Origin of the sequence: Mycobacterium sp. NBC_00419 (genome assembly GCF_036023875.1) — a bacterium.
Lineage (GTDB): Bacteria > Actinomycetota > Actinomycetes > Mycobacteriales > Mycobacteriaceae > Mycobacterium.
In genome coordinates, this window is record NZ_CP107931.1 from 169,676 (window position 1) to 183,087 (window position 13,412).

General features: G+C 68.5%; 9 protein-coding genes and 1 pseudogene. 6 read left to right on the plus strand and 4 right to left on the minus strand.

Going from position 1 to position 13,412, the window contains the following annotated elements; translation table 11 throughout:
* Positions 1-86 precede the first annotated feature (86 nt).
* Together lon and OG976_RS00910 are read left to right on the plus strand one after the other, a co-directional pair.
* On the plus strand, positions 87-2,420 hold the full coding sequence (gene lon, locus OG976_RS00905) for an endopeptidase La (protein WP_328356627.1): 2,334 nt from the start codon (positions 87-89) through the stop codon (positions 2,418-2,420).
* 39 nt (positions 2,421-2,459) lie between these two features.
* A pseudogene (locus OG976_RS00910) lies at positions 2,460-2,711 on the plus strand (TfoX/Sxy family protein); the annotation flags it as partial.
* On the opposite strand, the gene OG976_RS00915 reads toward OG976_RS00910, so the two are convergent.
* The 3 genes from OG976_RS00915 to OG976_RS00925 form a co-directional block, all read right to left on the minus strand.
* Positions 2,702-3,439, minus strand: coding sequence for an SHOCT domain-containing protein (locus OG976_RS00915; RefSeq protein WP_328356630.1), 738 nt, complete (start codon positions 3,437-3,439; stop codon positions 2,702-2,704). The pseudogene OG976_RS00910 and the gene OG976_RS00915 sit on opposite strands and share 10 nt — an antisense overlap.
* 31 nt (positions 3,440-3,470) lie before the next feature.
* On the minus strand, positions 3,471-5,756 hold the full coding sequence (locus tag OG976_RS00920) for a hypothetical protein (RefSeq protein ID WP_328356633.1): 2,286 nt from the start codon (positions 5,754-5,756) through the stop codon (positions 3,471-3,473).
* A 73-nt stretch (positions 5,757-5,829) separates the two neighbouring features.
* Positions 5,830-7,299 carry an acetyl-CoA acetyltransferase gene (locus OG976_RS00925; protein ID WP_328356636.1) on the minus strand — a complete coding sequence of 490 codons (1,470 nt, stop codon included), beginning with the start codon at positions 7,297-7,299 and terminating at the stop codon, positions 5,830-5,832.
* Positions 7,300-7,418: 119 nt separating this feature from the next.
* Here OG976_RS00925 and OG976_RS00930 point away from each other — a divergent pair, with 119 nt between their 5' ends.
* From OG976_RS00930 to OG976_RS00945, 4 genes are all read left to right on the plus strand, one after another.
* A complete protein-coding gene (locus OG976_RS00930) occupies positions 7,419-8,165 on the plus strand; it encodes an alpha/beta fold hydrolase (protein WP_328356639.1) in 747 nt (248 codons plus the stop codon).
* A 73-nt stretch (positions 8,166-8,238) separates the two neighbouring features.
* Complete coding sequence (locus OG976_RS00935; RefSeq protein ID WP_328356642.1) at positions 8,239-10,608, plus strand: arylsulfatase; 2,370 nt, start codon at positions 8,239-8,241, stop codon at positions 10,606-10,608.
* A 40-nt stretch (positions 10,609-10,648) separates the two neighbouring features.
* Positions 10,649-11,929 carry an HNH endonuclease gene (locus OG976_RS00940; RefSeq protein WP_328356645.1) on the plus strand — a complete coding sequence of 427 codons (1,281 nt, stop codon included), beginning with the start codon at positions 10,649-10,651 and terminating at the stop codon, positions 11,927-11,929.
* A gap of 75 nt (positions 11,930-12,004) precedes the next feature.
* Positions 12,005-12,445: a hypothetical protein gene (locus tag OG976_RS00945; RefSeq protein ID WP_328356648.1), complete on the plus strand. Its 441-nt coding sequence runs from the start codon at positions 12,005-12,007 to the stop codon at positions 12,443-12,445.
* A gap of 20 nt (positions 12,446-12,465) precedes the next feature.
* On the opposite strand, the gene OG976_RS00950 is transcribed toward OG976_RS00945, so the two are convergent.
* Positions 12,466-13,344: a hypothetical protein gene (locus tag OG976_RS00950; RefSeq protein WP_328356651.1), complete on the minus strand. Its 879-nt coding sequence runs from the start codon at positions 13,342-13,344 to the stop codon at positions 12,466-12,468.
* Positions 13,345-13,412 lie beyond the last annotated feature (68 nt).

The following is a 13,412-nucleotide window of genomic DNA, read 5'->3' on the forward strand; positions in this document are numbered from 1 at the left end:
CCCCTTCCGCCGCGGGCGAACACGCGGTCGGGAACAAGCCCACGATCACCAAGGTTGAGCCTTTCAGACTGAACTTTGGAGGATTGATGGCTGAAGCCACATCGGTGCCCGTTCTTTTCCTGAGCGACCCCATCGTGCTTCCCGGCATGGTGGTTCCGATCACGCTCGACGACACCGCCCGGATCGCGGTCGACGCTGCCCGCGCCAGCGACTCCGGCAAGTTGCTCATCGCGCCGCGGCTCGACGACCGCTACCCCTCCTACGGGGTGCTGGCGTCGATCGTGCAGGTGGGCCGCATAGCGGGAGGCGACGCCGCCGCCGTGGTGCGCGGTGAGCGCCGCGCCCACATCGGCGCGGGAACCACCGGCCCCGGCGCCGCGCTGTGGGTCTCGGTGGACGAAGTGGCCGAGTCGGAGATCACCGACGACACCAAGGCGCTCGCCGCCGAATACAAGAAACTGCTGCTGGCCCTGCTGCAGCGCCGGGAGGCCTGGCAGCTGGTCGACGCGGTCAACCAACTCACCGACCCGTCGGCGCTGGCCGACACCGCTGGCTACGCGTCGTATCTGACCAACGTGCAGAAGCGTCAGCTGCTGGAGACCGAGACTGTCGACGAGCGGCTGCAGGTGCTGATCGACTGGACCGCCGAGCACCTGGCCGAGGTGGAGGTCAACGACAAGATTGCCGACGACGTCCGCTCCGGGATGGAGAAGACGCAGAAGGAATTCCTGCTGCGCCAACAGCTCAACGCCATCCGCAAGGAACTCGGCGAAGGCGAGCCCGACGGCAGTGACGACTACCGCGGCCGCATCGAGGCCGCCGATCTGCCCGACAAGGTCCGCGAGGCCGCGCTGCGCGAGGTCGGCAAGCTGGAACGCTCCAGCGAACAGAGCCCCGAGGGCGGCTGGATCCGCACCTGGCTGGACACCGTCCTGGACCTGCCGTGGAACGTCACCACCGAGGATTCGACCGACCTGAAGTCGGCCCGGCAGATCCTCGACGCCGATCATCACGGCCTCGACGACGTCAAGGACCGCATCGTGGAGTATCTGGCGGTCCGGGCGCGGCGCGCCCAGCGCGGCCTGCAGGTGGTCGGCGGACGCGGCTCGGGTGCGGTGATGGTGCTGGCCGGCCCTCCCGGCGTCGGCAAGACCTCGCTCGGTGAGAGCGTGGCCCGTGCGCTGGGCCGCACATTCGTCCGCGTCGCCCTGGGTGGTGTTCGCGACGAAGCCGAGATCCGCGGGCACCGGCGCACTTACGTCGGTGCGCTGCCCGGCCGGATCGTCCGCGCCATCGGCGAAGCCGGTTCGATGAACCCCGTCGTCCTGCTCGACGAGATCGACAAGGTCGGGTCGGACTACCGGGGTGACCCGAGCGCAGCCCTGCTGGAAGTTCTGGACCCGGCGCAGAACCACACGTTCCGCGACCACTATCTGGATCTGGACCTCGACCTCTCCGACGTCGTGTTCCTGGCCACCGCCAACGTCATCGAGAACATCCCCTCGGCCCTGCTGGATCGCATGGAGCTGGTCCAGATCGACGGCTACACCGAGGACGACAAGGTCGCCATCGCCCGCGACTACCTGCTGCCCCGGCAGCGGGACCGTGCGGCCCTGACGGCCGAGGAGGTGACCGTCACCGACGACGCGCTGCGCAAGATCGCCGCCGACTACACCCGGGAACCCGGTGTGCGGCAGTACGAGCGGTTGTTGGCCAAGGCCATGCGCAAGGCCACTACCAAGCTCGACTCCAGTGACGCTCCCATCACCATCGACGAGCCCGATCTGGTCGAGTACCTGGGCCGGCCGCGGTTCACCCCGGAGTCGGCCGAACGCACTGCAGTGCCCGGCGTCGCGACCGGCCTGGCCGTGACCGGACTGGGCGGTGATGTGCTTTACATCGAGGCCGGATCGGTGGAATCGGACGCGGCCGGTGAGCCGGCTCTGATCCTGACCGGTCAACTGGGTGACGTGATGAAGGAGTCGGCGCAGATCGCGCTGTCCTACGTCCGCTCACATGCCGAGCAACTGGGCGTGGACCCCGCGGCGCTGAACCGCAAGATCCACGTCCACGTGCCCGCGGGTGCGGTGCCCAAGGACGGGCCGTCCGCCGGTGTCACGATGGTCACCGCCCTGGTGTCGATGGCCACCGGCCGGCAGGTCCGCTCGGATGTGGGCATGACCGGTGAGGTCACGCTCAACGGCCGGGTGCTGCCGATCGGCGGAGTCAAGCAGAAGCTGCTGGCCGCTCAACGTGCCGGACTGTCAACGGTTTTCATTCCCGCGCGCAACGAGGCCGACCTGGACGACGTTCCGGCTGAGGTCCTGGCGGCGCTCAGTGTGCAGCCGATGACCGATGTCGCCGACATCGTGGCGCTGGCCCTGGAGCCGGCGGCCGGGGCGGTCACCACAGCGGCCTGATACCCGGTGGTGCGGGGTCGTCGACGATAGCCTTGGGCGATGGCCTACGACCCCGCACTGGCCGACCGGATCCGCGAGGCGCTCATCGGTGTTCGCGGCGTCACCGAGAAGCGGATGTTCGGTGGCCTGGCATTTCTGGTCAACGGCAACATGGCCGTCGCGGCCAGTGGGGGCGGTGACCTCATGGTGCGAGTGCCGCCCGAGGAGACCGTGACCTTGCTGACCCGCGCCCACGTCTCACCGATGATCATGTCCGGCCGGGAGACCCGGGGTTGGTCCGGTCAGGACTCCAGCAGCCGCTTCTTGGCGGCGCTGAACTCGGCATCGGTGATGTCACCGCGGTCACGCATCGTCACCAACCGGCGAAGCGACTCCGCCGCTTCCGCGTCGAGGTCATCGGGCACCGGGGTGCCGCGAACGATCGGCTCGTCGGGCACCGCTTCGATGTGTTGGGGATCGGCGGGATCGACCAGCACCGCGAGCCTGTCCCCCGGTTCGGGAACCTCACCGAGGGTGAACGTGCCCGTAATCCGCGCGTCGTACGGCGAAGCGCCCGAGGCCGGTTCGACACGTACCCGCATCGCACGCCGCGCGGAGTCCTTGGTGACAACCACATTCAGCGCGGGCCGCACGACGTCGAGCACCACAGCCCAGGCCCGCACCCCGGCGCCGCGCAGCCGGTCGACCCGTTTGACCGCCACCGTCAACCACACCGCGTAGGCGGCGACGATCGCCGCACACACCGGCACCGCCCACCCGCTAAGCGGCGCGGTCCAGTCAGCCGCCCAGGGCACCGTCGATGCGATCAGCCAGCCCAGCGCCACCGGACGCGGTGCGCGGCGCGATATCTGCAGGAACACGACGAACTGGATGACGTATCCGCCGACCCACACCCCGAGTGCCCAGCCCTTCTGCGAGACCTGGGAGGCCTCGGCCAGAAGATGGGCGCCGATCAGCGCGGGAGCGACCACGAGCACACACCACAGTGCCGAGAGCACCGCAATCCCGCGCCACATCATCGGGTCACGGTATACCGGACCCGCGATGCGATCAGGTGAGTGCCCCGGCTACCAGTTCGGTGTCGACCTCGGCGTCGGCGAGCACGGTAACCGTGCCGGTGGTGCCGTCCATCCGTACCCGCGTGCCGGTCACCAGTCGCGTGGTCGCGTCGGCGACGCCGGCTAACACCGGAATGCCAAGGTGGGAAAGACTATTGGCCGGTATTGGACCGTCGACGACGATCCCGCCCGGCGTGCCGAACAGCACGATCGATTCGACGTCGGCTGTCGTGATCACCGCGACCTCCTCGGGCCCAAGACCGGCATCGGCGGCCGAGCGCACCACGCGCACCGTCCCCTCGACCACGCCGCCGGCAACGACCGTGCCCTGCAGGCGCTCGTCGGCGACACCGGGGCCTGCCGCGCACTGCGGCGACCAACCACCGTCGATCACCGTCGGCAGGCTCAGCGCCTGTAGGCGCTGCCGCTCGGCGGCGCGGCGTTTGATCCGCAACTGCGCGTCCACCGGCATCACCAGCGCCTCCTCGACGGTGAGGAAGAACATGTCGTCGATCTCGCAGAGCTTCTCCTCGCCCACCCGTCGGCTGGCCAATTCCCTTACCGCCAAACGGACTTGGTGCGTGAAACGCAGCGTGCAGTCCAGAGCGACGGCGCGGTAGGGCCGCGGTGGGCCATCGGCGTACTGCGGATGGCGGTGCAGCGCCCGCTCACCCGCGGCGATCACGGCATCGGGGCGGTCCCCGATCACTGACGCGGCGAGCTCCGCGCCGCCTGGGCCGCGATGCCCGAGCCGGGCGATGACGGTATCGACGGCGGCGCCCACCATGGGTGCCGCCGTACGCACCGCATCGAGGTCGCCGGACTCCAGCGATTCCTGGACGTAGGGATGAGCCCGCAGCACGTTGGCCAGCGAGGCCATCTCCGCGTCGATCCGGACGCTGTCACCGCGGGCGCCCGTCGACGGCACCGGCGCGACCTCGGTGAGCAGCCAGGCCTGGGCCGCCAGTACCCAACCCTCATGGACTCTGCTGCGCAGCAACCGGATTCGTCCATCCAGCTGCGCGTCACTGAGATTCAGCAGCCAATCGGCATCGCGGTACTCGGCGCCGGCGGCAGTGGCGTAAGCCTCGACATGACGGCCCAGCATCCGGCCGGCGGTGACGATCCGGGTCATCGACAGCGGGCGCTGGCGAAACAGGCTCCGGGTCGGGCGGAGCGTGGTGAACCGGTCGGTATCCGCGTCGGCGCACAAACGCGCGCCGAGCTCGGCGGCGCGCCCGGGGAGGCGCGGAACTGCGGCGGCAATCGCCGAGGCGCCCAGGTACACGCGGTGGCCGAATACCGCGACCAGCCGGCTCTCCCATTCGGGGGCCAGTCCGGCCGGGATGTCGAGGAGCCGACTCACCGCGCGGGCGGCGGCGTGCAAGCCGGCCACGTGCAGATCCAGCGACATCGGAGTCAGCGGCCCGCTCTGGGTCAGCGCGAGCGGCGGGGCCACGAACACCGGGAATCGCGGATCGATCCGGTCGTCGAACTCTGCTTCGGCGCCGTCGGGCGCCGCACTGACCAGATCCGACCGGCTGTGCGCGGGCGCGACGGATGTCGGCATCGGAATCCGGCCGGTGACGTCCACCGCGCCGTTGGCCGAGAGTCTGCGGCCCTGCAGTCCGCGGACCGCGTCTGCCACGGATTCGGTTGCACCCCAGGCGCATTCGAATTTCCAGTCCTCGCGAAGCGAGTCCAGGCTGATTGTTGGGTCCAGTACCGTCCAGCCGTCGGTCGCACGCGCCTTCGGCCGGGGGTCGGCGTGGGCGAGAATATCTCGGGCGGCGGCGACGGTAAGGGTGTCCGGCGTCGCGAGCTCGACGACACCGGTTCGTTCGGACTCCACGGCCGAGACCAGGAACCGCACCACGTCGTCGACGTGCACCACGGGCACCGGGCCGGCGGCCGGATTGGTCAGCAGCGCGGCCACCGTGCGGCAGACCGGCCCGTCGACTTGTCGTCCCAGCGGGGCCGCGATTCGCACGATCAGGTTCGGCGCCCAGCCCGTGCTCACCAGATCCTCGGCCTGGTTCCACCGGCCCGGCTCGAGCAGCGACAGCGACACGAACACGATCCGCGCCCCGACCCGTGCGGCTGCGTCACTGACCCGGACCACATCGGCGTGCTGCACACTGCCGTCTTCGCTCGGCAACATCAGGACCGCATCGGCGTCAGCGGTCAGGGAGTACACGACGTGATGGCCCGCTGCCAGCAAGCTTTGGGTTAGGGCGCGACCGAGCCCACCGGTGACCTCCGTGAGCAAGATCCGCATTCCAGGCCCTACTTCCCCCGTCCGCTGCGACGAGCTTAGGCAGGTGCGGGCAAAATTTTCGGGCTTTCGGCCGTCAGTTCAGGCTGGCCCTACCGTCGGCGCGCACGCTCACCTTGGCCCCGGCGATGTCGTCGCGAACGGTGACCGCCGCCGCCTCGGCATCCTCGATGACCGCCAGCGCGCGGCCGTCGTCGGGTGTGCGGACGGCGAGGAACGCCTTCTGGGGCGTGCCGTCCCGGTCGAACGGCGCAGTCCAGGACTCGACGACGCCGTCACCCGCCCAGTCGGCGTGGGCGACCCTGGTCGGTAGCTGGTCGACCTCGGCCTGGACGTCCTGCCAGCGGAACTCCGCAGGCGGCGGGGTCGCGCTGTAGACCCCGAAGCTGTGTTTGGACAGGAAGCCGCCGTTGGCCGTGATCAGCCCTCGTGCAGCGGGGTTGGCGCGCAGCAGTTCGGTCATGGTGGCGATCGAATGCATGACGTAGTTGTTCCACGGGCCGCCGGCGAAGGTCAGACCGCCGGTGACGGTCAGTGGCCGTTGCGGGTCGTCGAGGGGCAGTCCGATCTCGGTCGCGGCGACCTGCACCGCCGACGGGAAGCAGGAGTACACGTCGACGTAGTCGAGGTCGTCGACCCCGACCCCGGCCAGTTCCATACTCCGGCGGCCAGCGATGCGGATGGCCGGCGAGCGGTGCAGTTCGTCGCGTTCGGCGATCGAGTAGGTGTCGTGGGAGTCGGTGCCGGCATACGGGAACACCCACTGATCCTGCGGGATCTGCAGGTAGCGGGCCTTCTCCGCCGAGCACAGCACCACGACCGCGGCCTGGTTGACCATGTTGTTGGAGTTCATCAGCTTCGGGTAGGGCCAGCTGATCATCCGGTTGTCCGCGCTGGGCTGCCAGATCTGTTCTGCGGGTACGGCTTCGCGACTCCACGCGTGCGGGTTCTCGGCGGCCACCGCGCTGAACCGGGCCCACAGCTGCCCGATCCGCTGCCGGTGCTCGTCGCTGCCCTCGTTGTTGGCGATTCGCAGCGCCTGCTCGAAGAGCGGGTAGACGTGCGAGGGCATGAGCAGTCCGATGCGGTCCTCGGCCGGGCCCGACATCGGCACCTCGTCCTCCGCACCCGGCGGCACCGCGACCGTCTCCTCCTGGCGCGTCCAGTCCGGGCGTATTCCCTTGGCTTTCAACCGCATCCGGGTACGCCATGTCTCGCCGCCGGCCAGCAGCACGACATCATTACGGCCCGCCTGGATGTTCAAGCAGGCCTGGTTGACCAGCGACTGGGGCGTGTTGCCGCCGACACCGGTGTAGTAGGTCGAGGCGTTCGGGGCGCCGATGCGCGCGGCCAGCAGCAGACCCGGATCGCGGTAGCGCCAGGACAGCAGGTTGACCACCCGGATCGCGTCGACGGCCTGCAGCACGCGCGGATCGGCAGCCTCGCGGGCGGCGACCGCCATCAGGTCGACGGGTTCCACCTCGGGCGCGTCTTCGCGCTGGTTGACCTGTCCGACGCCGACGATGACCGGTGTCCTGGGGTCCATCGAGAGCCTTTCCGTAGTCGCCGCGGCGTTTGACGCCTGTCAAAACCTAGCATCGTAGCCGGGCTGGCCAGGCTAGCGGCCGCTGCGGGCGAGCGGCCTCCGGGTGCCATGATGTCCTCATGACGGTGGTTCTCGTTCATGGCAACCCGGAGACCGACGTGATCTGGGGTCCGCTGGTGGAAGCGCTCGGGCGCGACGACGTGGTGCGGCTGTCCCCGCCAGGATTCGGCTCCCCGCTGCCCGAGGGTTTCCCGGCGACCTTCCTGGCCTACCGGGACTGGCTGGAGGCCGAGCTGGAGCGCTTCGACGAGCCAGTGGACCTGGTCGGCCATGACTGGGGTGGCGGGCATGTCGTGAACGTGGTCATGCATCGCCCGGAACTGGTGCGCAGCTGGGCCAGCGACGTCGTCGGGCTGTTCGATCCGGACTATGTGTGGCACGACCTGGCTCAGGTGTGGCAGACCCCTGGGGCCGGTGAAGAGGTGGTCGAAGCGATGGTCGGCGGGCCGTTCGACGATCGGGTGGCCCAGCTGACGGGATTCGGGATCCCCAGTGATGTGGCGACCGCGCTGGCCGCGGCCCAGGACGAGCAGATGGGCCGGGCCATCCTGGCGCTGTATCGATCAGCCGCGCAGCCGGCGATGGCCGAAGCGGGCCGCGCGCTGTCCAATGCCGCTGCCCGGCCGGGGCTGTCCCTGTTGGCCACGGCAGATCCGTTCATCGGTGCCAGCGACAACCGTCGCCGCGCCGCCGAGAGCGCCGGTGCCCGCACGGTGGAGCTCGACGGAGCCGGACACTGGTGGATGCTGGAGGATCCGGTCCAGGCTGCGCAGGCACTCTCCGAATTCTGGGATTCGCTGGACTGAGTCAGACTGCGGCTGAAAGGCGTCAGATTTCCGATCGCGCGTTCGTATGCGCTCCCAGAAACGGGGTGTAAACATGGGAGCGTCGCGGCCAAGAAGTGTGCCGCCGATCTGCGGAGGGAACATGGCCGAGCCATTCAACGGAGTCATCAAACTCGACATTCGCGACTCGGTCCCCGACTGGAAACCGTACGAGCTGAAGAAGGCCCCGGAGGGCGCCCCCAACATCCTGATCGTGTTGTACGACGACACCGGTCTGGCCGCCTGGTCGCCGTACGGCGGGCGAATCAACATGCCGACCATGGATCGGCTCGCCGACAACGGCGTTACCTACACGCAGTGGCATACCACTGCCCTGTGTTCGCCGACCCGCTCGACGTTCCTGACCGGGCGCAACCACCACGTCAACCGGTGCGCGTCGATCACCGAGGGCTCAATGGGCTTCCCCGGTGCGGCTGGCCGGCTGCCCGCCGAGTGCGCGACCATCGGCCAGGTACTCCAGGACAACGGCTTCGCCACCATGTGGCTCGGCAAGAACCACAACGTTCCGGTGGAGGACCTCTCGCCGGGTGGAAGCAAGTCCGAGTGGCCGCTGTCGAAGGGATTCGACCGGTTCTACGGCTTCCTCGGCGGCGAGACCAACCAGTGGTATCCCGACCTGATCGAGGACAACCACGCCATCGAACCGCCCTACACCCCTGAAGAGGGCTACCACCTCTCCAAAGACCTTGCCGACCAAGCGATTCGGCAGCTGCGGGATCTGCGGTCCTCGGCGCCGTCCAAGCCCTGGTTCATGTGGTTCTGTCCCGGCGCAAACCATGCGCCGCATCACAGCCCGCAGGAGTACATCGACAAGTACAAGGGCGTGTTCGACGACGGCTACGAGGCCTACCGCGAATGGGTTCTGGCGCGGATGATCGAGCGCGGCGTGGTTCCCGAAGGCACCGAGCTGACTCCGCTGAACCCGATGCCCGACGACGTCGCCAACGAGGCCGACTACGTGCGACCGTGGGCCGAACTCAACGACGAGGAAAAGAAGCTGTTCTGCCGGATGGCCGAGGTGTTCGCCGGTTTCTCCGAGTACACCGATGCGCAGGTGGGCCGCATCGTCGACTTCCTCGAGAAGACCGGCCAGCTGGACAACACGATCATCTTCTACTGCGCGGACAACGGGGCCTCCGGCGAGGGCACTCCCAACGGCTCGGTGAACGAGAACAAGTTCTTCAACGGCTACCCCGACAGCCTGGAAGAGAACCTGTCCTACTTCGACGAACTCGGCGGCCCGGAGACCTACAACCACTACCCCACCGGCTGGGCGGTGGCGTTCTCCACACCGTTCCAGATGTTCAAGCGTTATTCGCAGTTCGCCGGCGGCACGTGCGATCCGCTGGTTATCCACTGGCCCAAGGGAATCAAGGCCAGGGGCGAGATGCGCCACCAGTACCACCACTCCACCGATATCGTCCCGACGATTCTGGAGGCGGTCGGGCTGGAGATGCCCACGGTGTACCGCGGGGTCGAGCAGTATCCCCTCAACGGGGTGTCGATGCGATACAGCTTCGACGACGCGCAGGCGCCGACCACCAAGAAGCGGCAGTACTTCTCGATGCTGGGCACCCGCGGTATCTGGCAGGACGGCTGGAAGGCCGCGGCTCTGCACGCGCCGATCAGCGGCAAGGGCCATTTCGACCAAGATGTCTGGGAGCTGTACCACGTCGACGAGGACCGCGCCGAGTCCCGCAACCTCGCTGCCCAGTATCCGGAGAAGTTGCAGGAGCTCATCGACGCGTGGTTCGCGGAGGCCGAGGCGAATTTCGTTCTGCCTCTTGATGACCGGCCCGCCATTGAGCAGATCAGCGACGTGCGGCCCCAGGGTGAGCCACCCCGCTCGCGCTACATCTACTACCCCGAGACCGCACCGGTGCCCGAGTCGACCGCGGTCAACATTCGCGGGCGCTCCTACAAGATTCTGGCCGACGTGGAGGTGACTCCGGAATCGGAAGGCGTCATCTTCGCCCACGGATCCCGGTTCGGCGGGCACACCCTGTTCATCAAGGACCGCAAGCTGCATTACGTGTACAACTTCCTGGGCATCAAGCCGGAGCAGACCTTCGTCTCCCCCGAACTCGAGCCCGGTCAGCTGACCCTCGGTGTCGAATTCATCCGGGAGGGTGCCGGCGAGCACATGGAGTCGATCGGAACCGCGAAACTGTATGTCGGAGAACAGGTTGTGGCCGAAGGACCGATGCGAGCCCAGATCGGCCCCTTCACCCTGTGTGGCGACGGACTGTGCGTCGGCTACGACAGTGCCGACCCGGTGAGCCGCTCCTACCCGGCCGGGTTCCCGTTCACCGGTGGACGGATCCTCGGTGTCGGGGTCGACGTCGGCGAGGACCAGTACCTCGATCTGGAGAAGCTGGCCGCGGCGGCGTTCGCCCGCGACTGATCGGCGTTGCCTGTCGGCACCCCCCGGTAGTATCGAACGCATGTTCGATACATCATTGGAGGTCGATACCGGTGCAGCCGAGTCTGTGCTGGTGGAGCGTATTGCTGCGCTGGAGCGGTTGAAGGCTGCTGCGGCGGCGGGTCAGGCGCGGTTGGCGGTGGCGTTGGACGCGTCGCGTCGTGCGGCGGAGGCGGCGGCGGGGGTGCCGGCGGCGCGTCGCGGTAAGGGTGTGAGTGCCGAGGTTGCGCTGGCGCGCCGGGATTCCCCGGCGCGCGGCAGTCGGCATCTGGGGTTCGCCAAGGCCTTGGTGTTGGAGATGCCGCACACGTTGGCGGCGTTGGAGACCGGGGTGCTCTCGGAGTGGCGGGCCACGCTGGTGGTGCGGGAGTCGGCGTGTCTGGATGTGGCGGATCGTCGGCGCCTGGATGTCGAGTTGTGTTCCGATCCGGCCATGCTCGAGGGGCTCGGAGATGCGGCGTTGGTGGCCGCGGCCAGAGCGATCGCCTATCGACTGGATCCCCACGCGGTGGTGGACCGGGCGGCCAAGGCGGCCGGCGAGCGGACCGTCACGATTCGACCTGCCCCCGACACCATGACCTACCTGACCGCCTTGTTGCCGGTGGCCCAGGGCGTATCGGTGTATGCCGCGCTCAAACGGGCGGCCGACAGCTCCGGTGATCCGCGTTCGCGGGGTCAGGTGATGGCCGACGCTCTTGTCGAGCGGGTGACCGGGCGGCCCGCCGATCAACCGGTGCCTGTCGCGGTGAACCTGGTCATCTCGGATCAGGCGCTGCTGGGCGCCGAGCATGCCGCGGCGGCGATCGTGGGCTACGGGTCTGTGCCCTCGGCGGTGGCGCAGGCCATGGTGCTGGACGCTGTCGACGATCAGCGGTCGCGAGCCACGCTGCGGCGGCTGTATGCCACCCCGGCCAGCGGCGCGCTGGTGGCCATGGAGTCCAGATCCCGGATCTTTCCGAAGGGTCTGGCGCAGTTCATCGTGTTGCGGGACCAACGCTGCCGCACCCCGTACTGCGATGCACCCATCCGACACGGCGACCATGCCACCCCGCACCGCCGCGGTGGGGCTACCAGTGCCCGCAACGGCGCCGGGTTGTGCGAGGCGTGCAACTACACCAAGGAGAGCCACGGCTGGACGGTGGTCACCGACGCGGAAAACGGCAGGCACACAGCTGAATTCACCACGCCGACCGGCACCCACTATCACTCGGTCGCGCCACCGGCTCCGGGCACGCCCACCGCGACATCCAGCACCGCGGAGATGTACCTGAACGGGGAGCTCATCAAGGTGATCGCGGCCTGACGCCCCGGGTCGGTGGGTTTGCCGTGCGGCTTTTCGGGTACGGAACATGGGTCCCGACTAAGAAAGTGAGACTGCATGCCTTTCGGAAAACCGACATCGAGAGCCGCGCTGACGCTCGCCGGCGGAGCGGCGGTGCTCGCCTTGGCCGTCGGCTGTGGGAGCAGCGACAGCGGCGGTTCGGAGACCAGCAGCACGCTAGCGCCGACTTCCAGTGAGGTGACGGTGCCGTCCGTCACCATGACCACCAGTCCGGCAGCTGGCGACACCACGAGTCCGGTGCCGGGCGGCCCGACCGGCAGCGGTGGCCCCGGCGGAGGCGGCGGCGCCGTCCCGGGTGGCCCGACCGGTAGCGGCGGCCCCGGCGGTGGCGGCGGGGAGATCCCCGGCGGTCCGACCGGCAGCGGTGGCCCCGGCGGTGGCAGCGGATCGATTCCCGGCGTGGGCAGCGGCGGTGGCGGTCCCGGCGGTGGCGGCGGCTGCATCAACGGCGTCGGATGCGTCGGAACCGGGGGCTGATCCCAGCCCCTGGTCAAGCGTCAGTCGGCGGTTCGGGCGGAGCGTCCGCTCGAACCGCCGCTGTGCGCAGTGGCTTTCGCCGCTGCTGAGCGGGCCGCGCCATCCTTGGCCGCACCGGCCGGTGTGACGGGAGAACGTCGGCTGGACCCGGTCGTCCGCTTGGGCGCCGTTTCGGCAATGACAGACTCGCGCGACTCGGAGGCGCCGGCCGTCGCACTGGATGCGGTGGCGTTGGCCGCGGCCGTCACCGGTGGGACGAACGATTCGATCGCGTTCGCCACGATGATCGGGACGTCAAGCGCGTCCTGGATCGACCCGCCGGTATCGGAGACCGTCGCACCACCGGGGGTGAAGACGCCGAACAATTGCACGCTGCTGCTTGGGCTGGTCGGCACCTTCACCCCGTTGAGAAATGCGCCCGCCAGGATTGCGACGGCATTGATCGGGTCCTGGAACGCCAGCGTCGCCCCGCCGACGAGGCTGAGCAACGGGGCCGTCGGCGCGGCGATGATCCTCGACAGCACCTCCACGCTGAAGAGGGCGCCGAGCGCATTAACCAGATTCGTGGCTTGGGCGGTTGCCACCGTGAGGAATGCTGACGGCGTGGGATTGCTCAATAGGTAACTTGTATAAGCGATCTGGTTCGCAATGACCTTGCTCAGCACCGGCGTCGGGTTGGCCGCGAACCTCGTGGCCAGAACCGCGATGTTGTCAGCGGTGTCGATGGCCACCTGAATCAGTGACGTGACCGGGTCCGCGGTGAGCTGCACGTCTACCGACACCGACCGCGGCGGCGATACGGCCACGGTGCCGACCGGTTGAATGGGGCTCAACGTCACGACCGCCGCCGCGGCGACGGCGGCAGCCGAGAGCGCGGATCGGCGGGGAACTGCAGGCATTCGATTCACCTCCGGCACATCCCCTCATCGCACTCTATGTGCGGCTCAGGGCGATTGACTGCGATCGT

What these genes read in the sequence shown, in the direction of transcription:
- lon (WP_328356627.1), top strand. Translation starts at nt 87, where the DNA reads ATGGCTGAAGCCACATCGGTGCCCGTTCTTTTCCTGAGCGACCCCATC.
- OG976_RS00915 (WP_328356630.1), bottom strand. Translation starts at nt 3,439, where the DNA reads ATGATGTGGCGCGGGATTGCGGTGCTCTCGGCACTGTGGTGTGTGCTC.
- OG976_RS00920 (WP_328356633.1), bottom strand. Translation starts at nt 5,756, where the DNA reads ATGCGGATCTTGCTCACGGAGGTCACCGGTGGGCTCGGTCGCGCCCTA.
- OG976_RS00925 (WP_328356636.1), bottom strand. Translation starts at nt 7,299, where the DNA reads ATGGACCCCAGGACACCGGTCATCGTCGGCGTCGGACAGGTCAACCAG.
- OG976_RS00930 (WP_328356639.1), top strand. Translation starts at nt 7,419, where the DNA reads ATGACGGTGGTTCTCGTTCATGGCAACCCGGAGACCGACGTGATCTGG.
- OG976_RS00935 (WP_328356642.1), top strand. Translation starts at nt 8,239, where the DNA reads ATGGGAGCGTCGCGGCCAAGAAGTGTGCCGCCGATCTGCGGAGGGAAC.
- OG976_RS00940 (WP_328356645.1), top strand. Translation starts at nt 10,649, where the DNA reads ATGTTCGATACATCATTGGAGGTCGATACCGGTGCAGCCGAGTCTGTG.
- OG976_RS00945 (WP_328356648.1), top strand. Translation starts at nt 12,005, where the DNA reads ATGCCTTTCGGAAAACCGACATCGAGAGCCGCGCTGACGCTCGCCGGC.
- OG976_RS00950 (WP_328356651.1), bottom strand. Translation starts at nt 13,344, where the DNA reads ATGCCTGCAGTTCCCCGCCGATCCGCGCTCTCGGCTGCCGCCGTCGCC.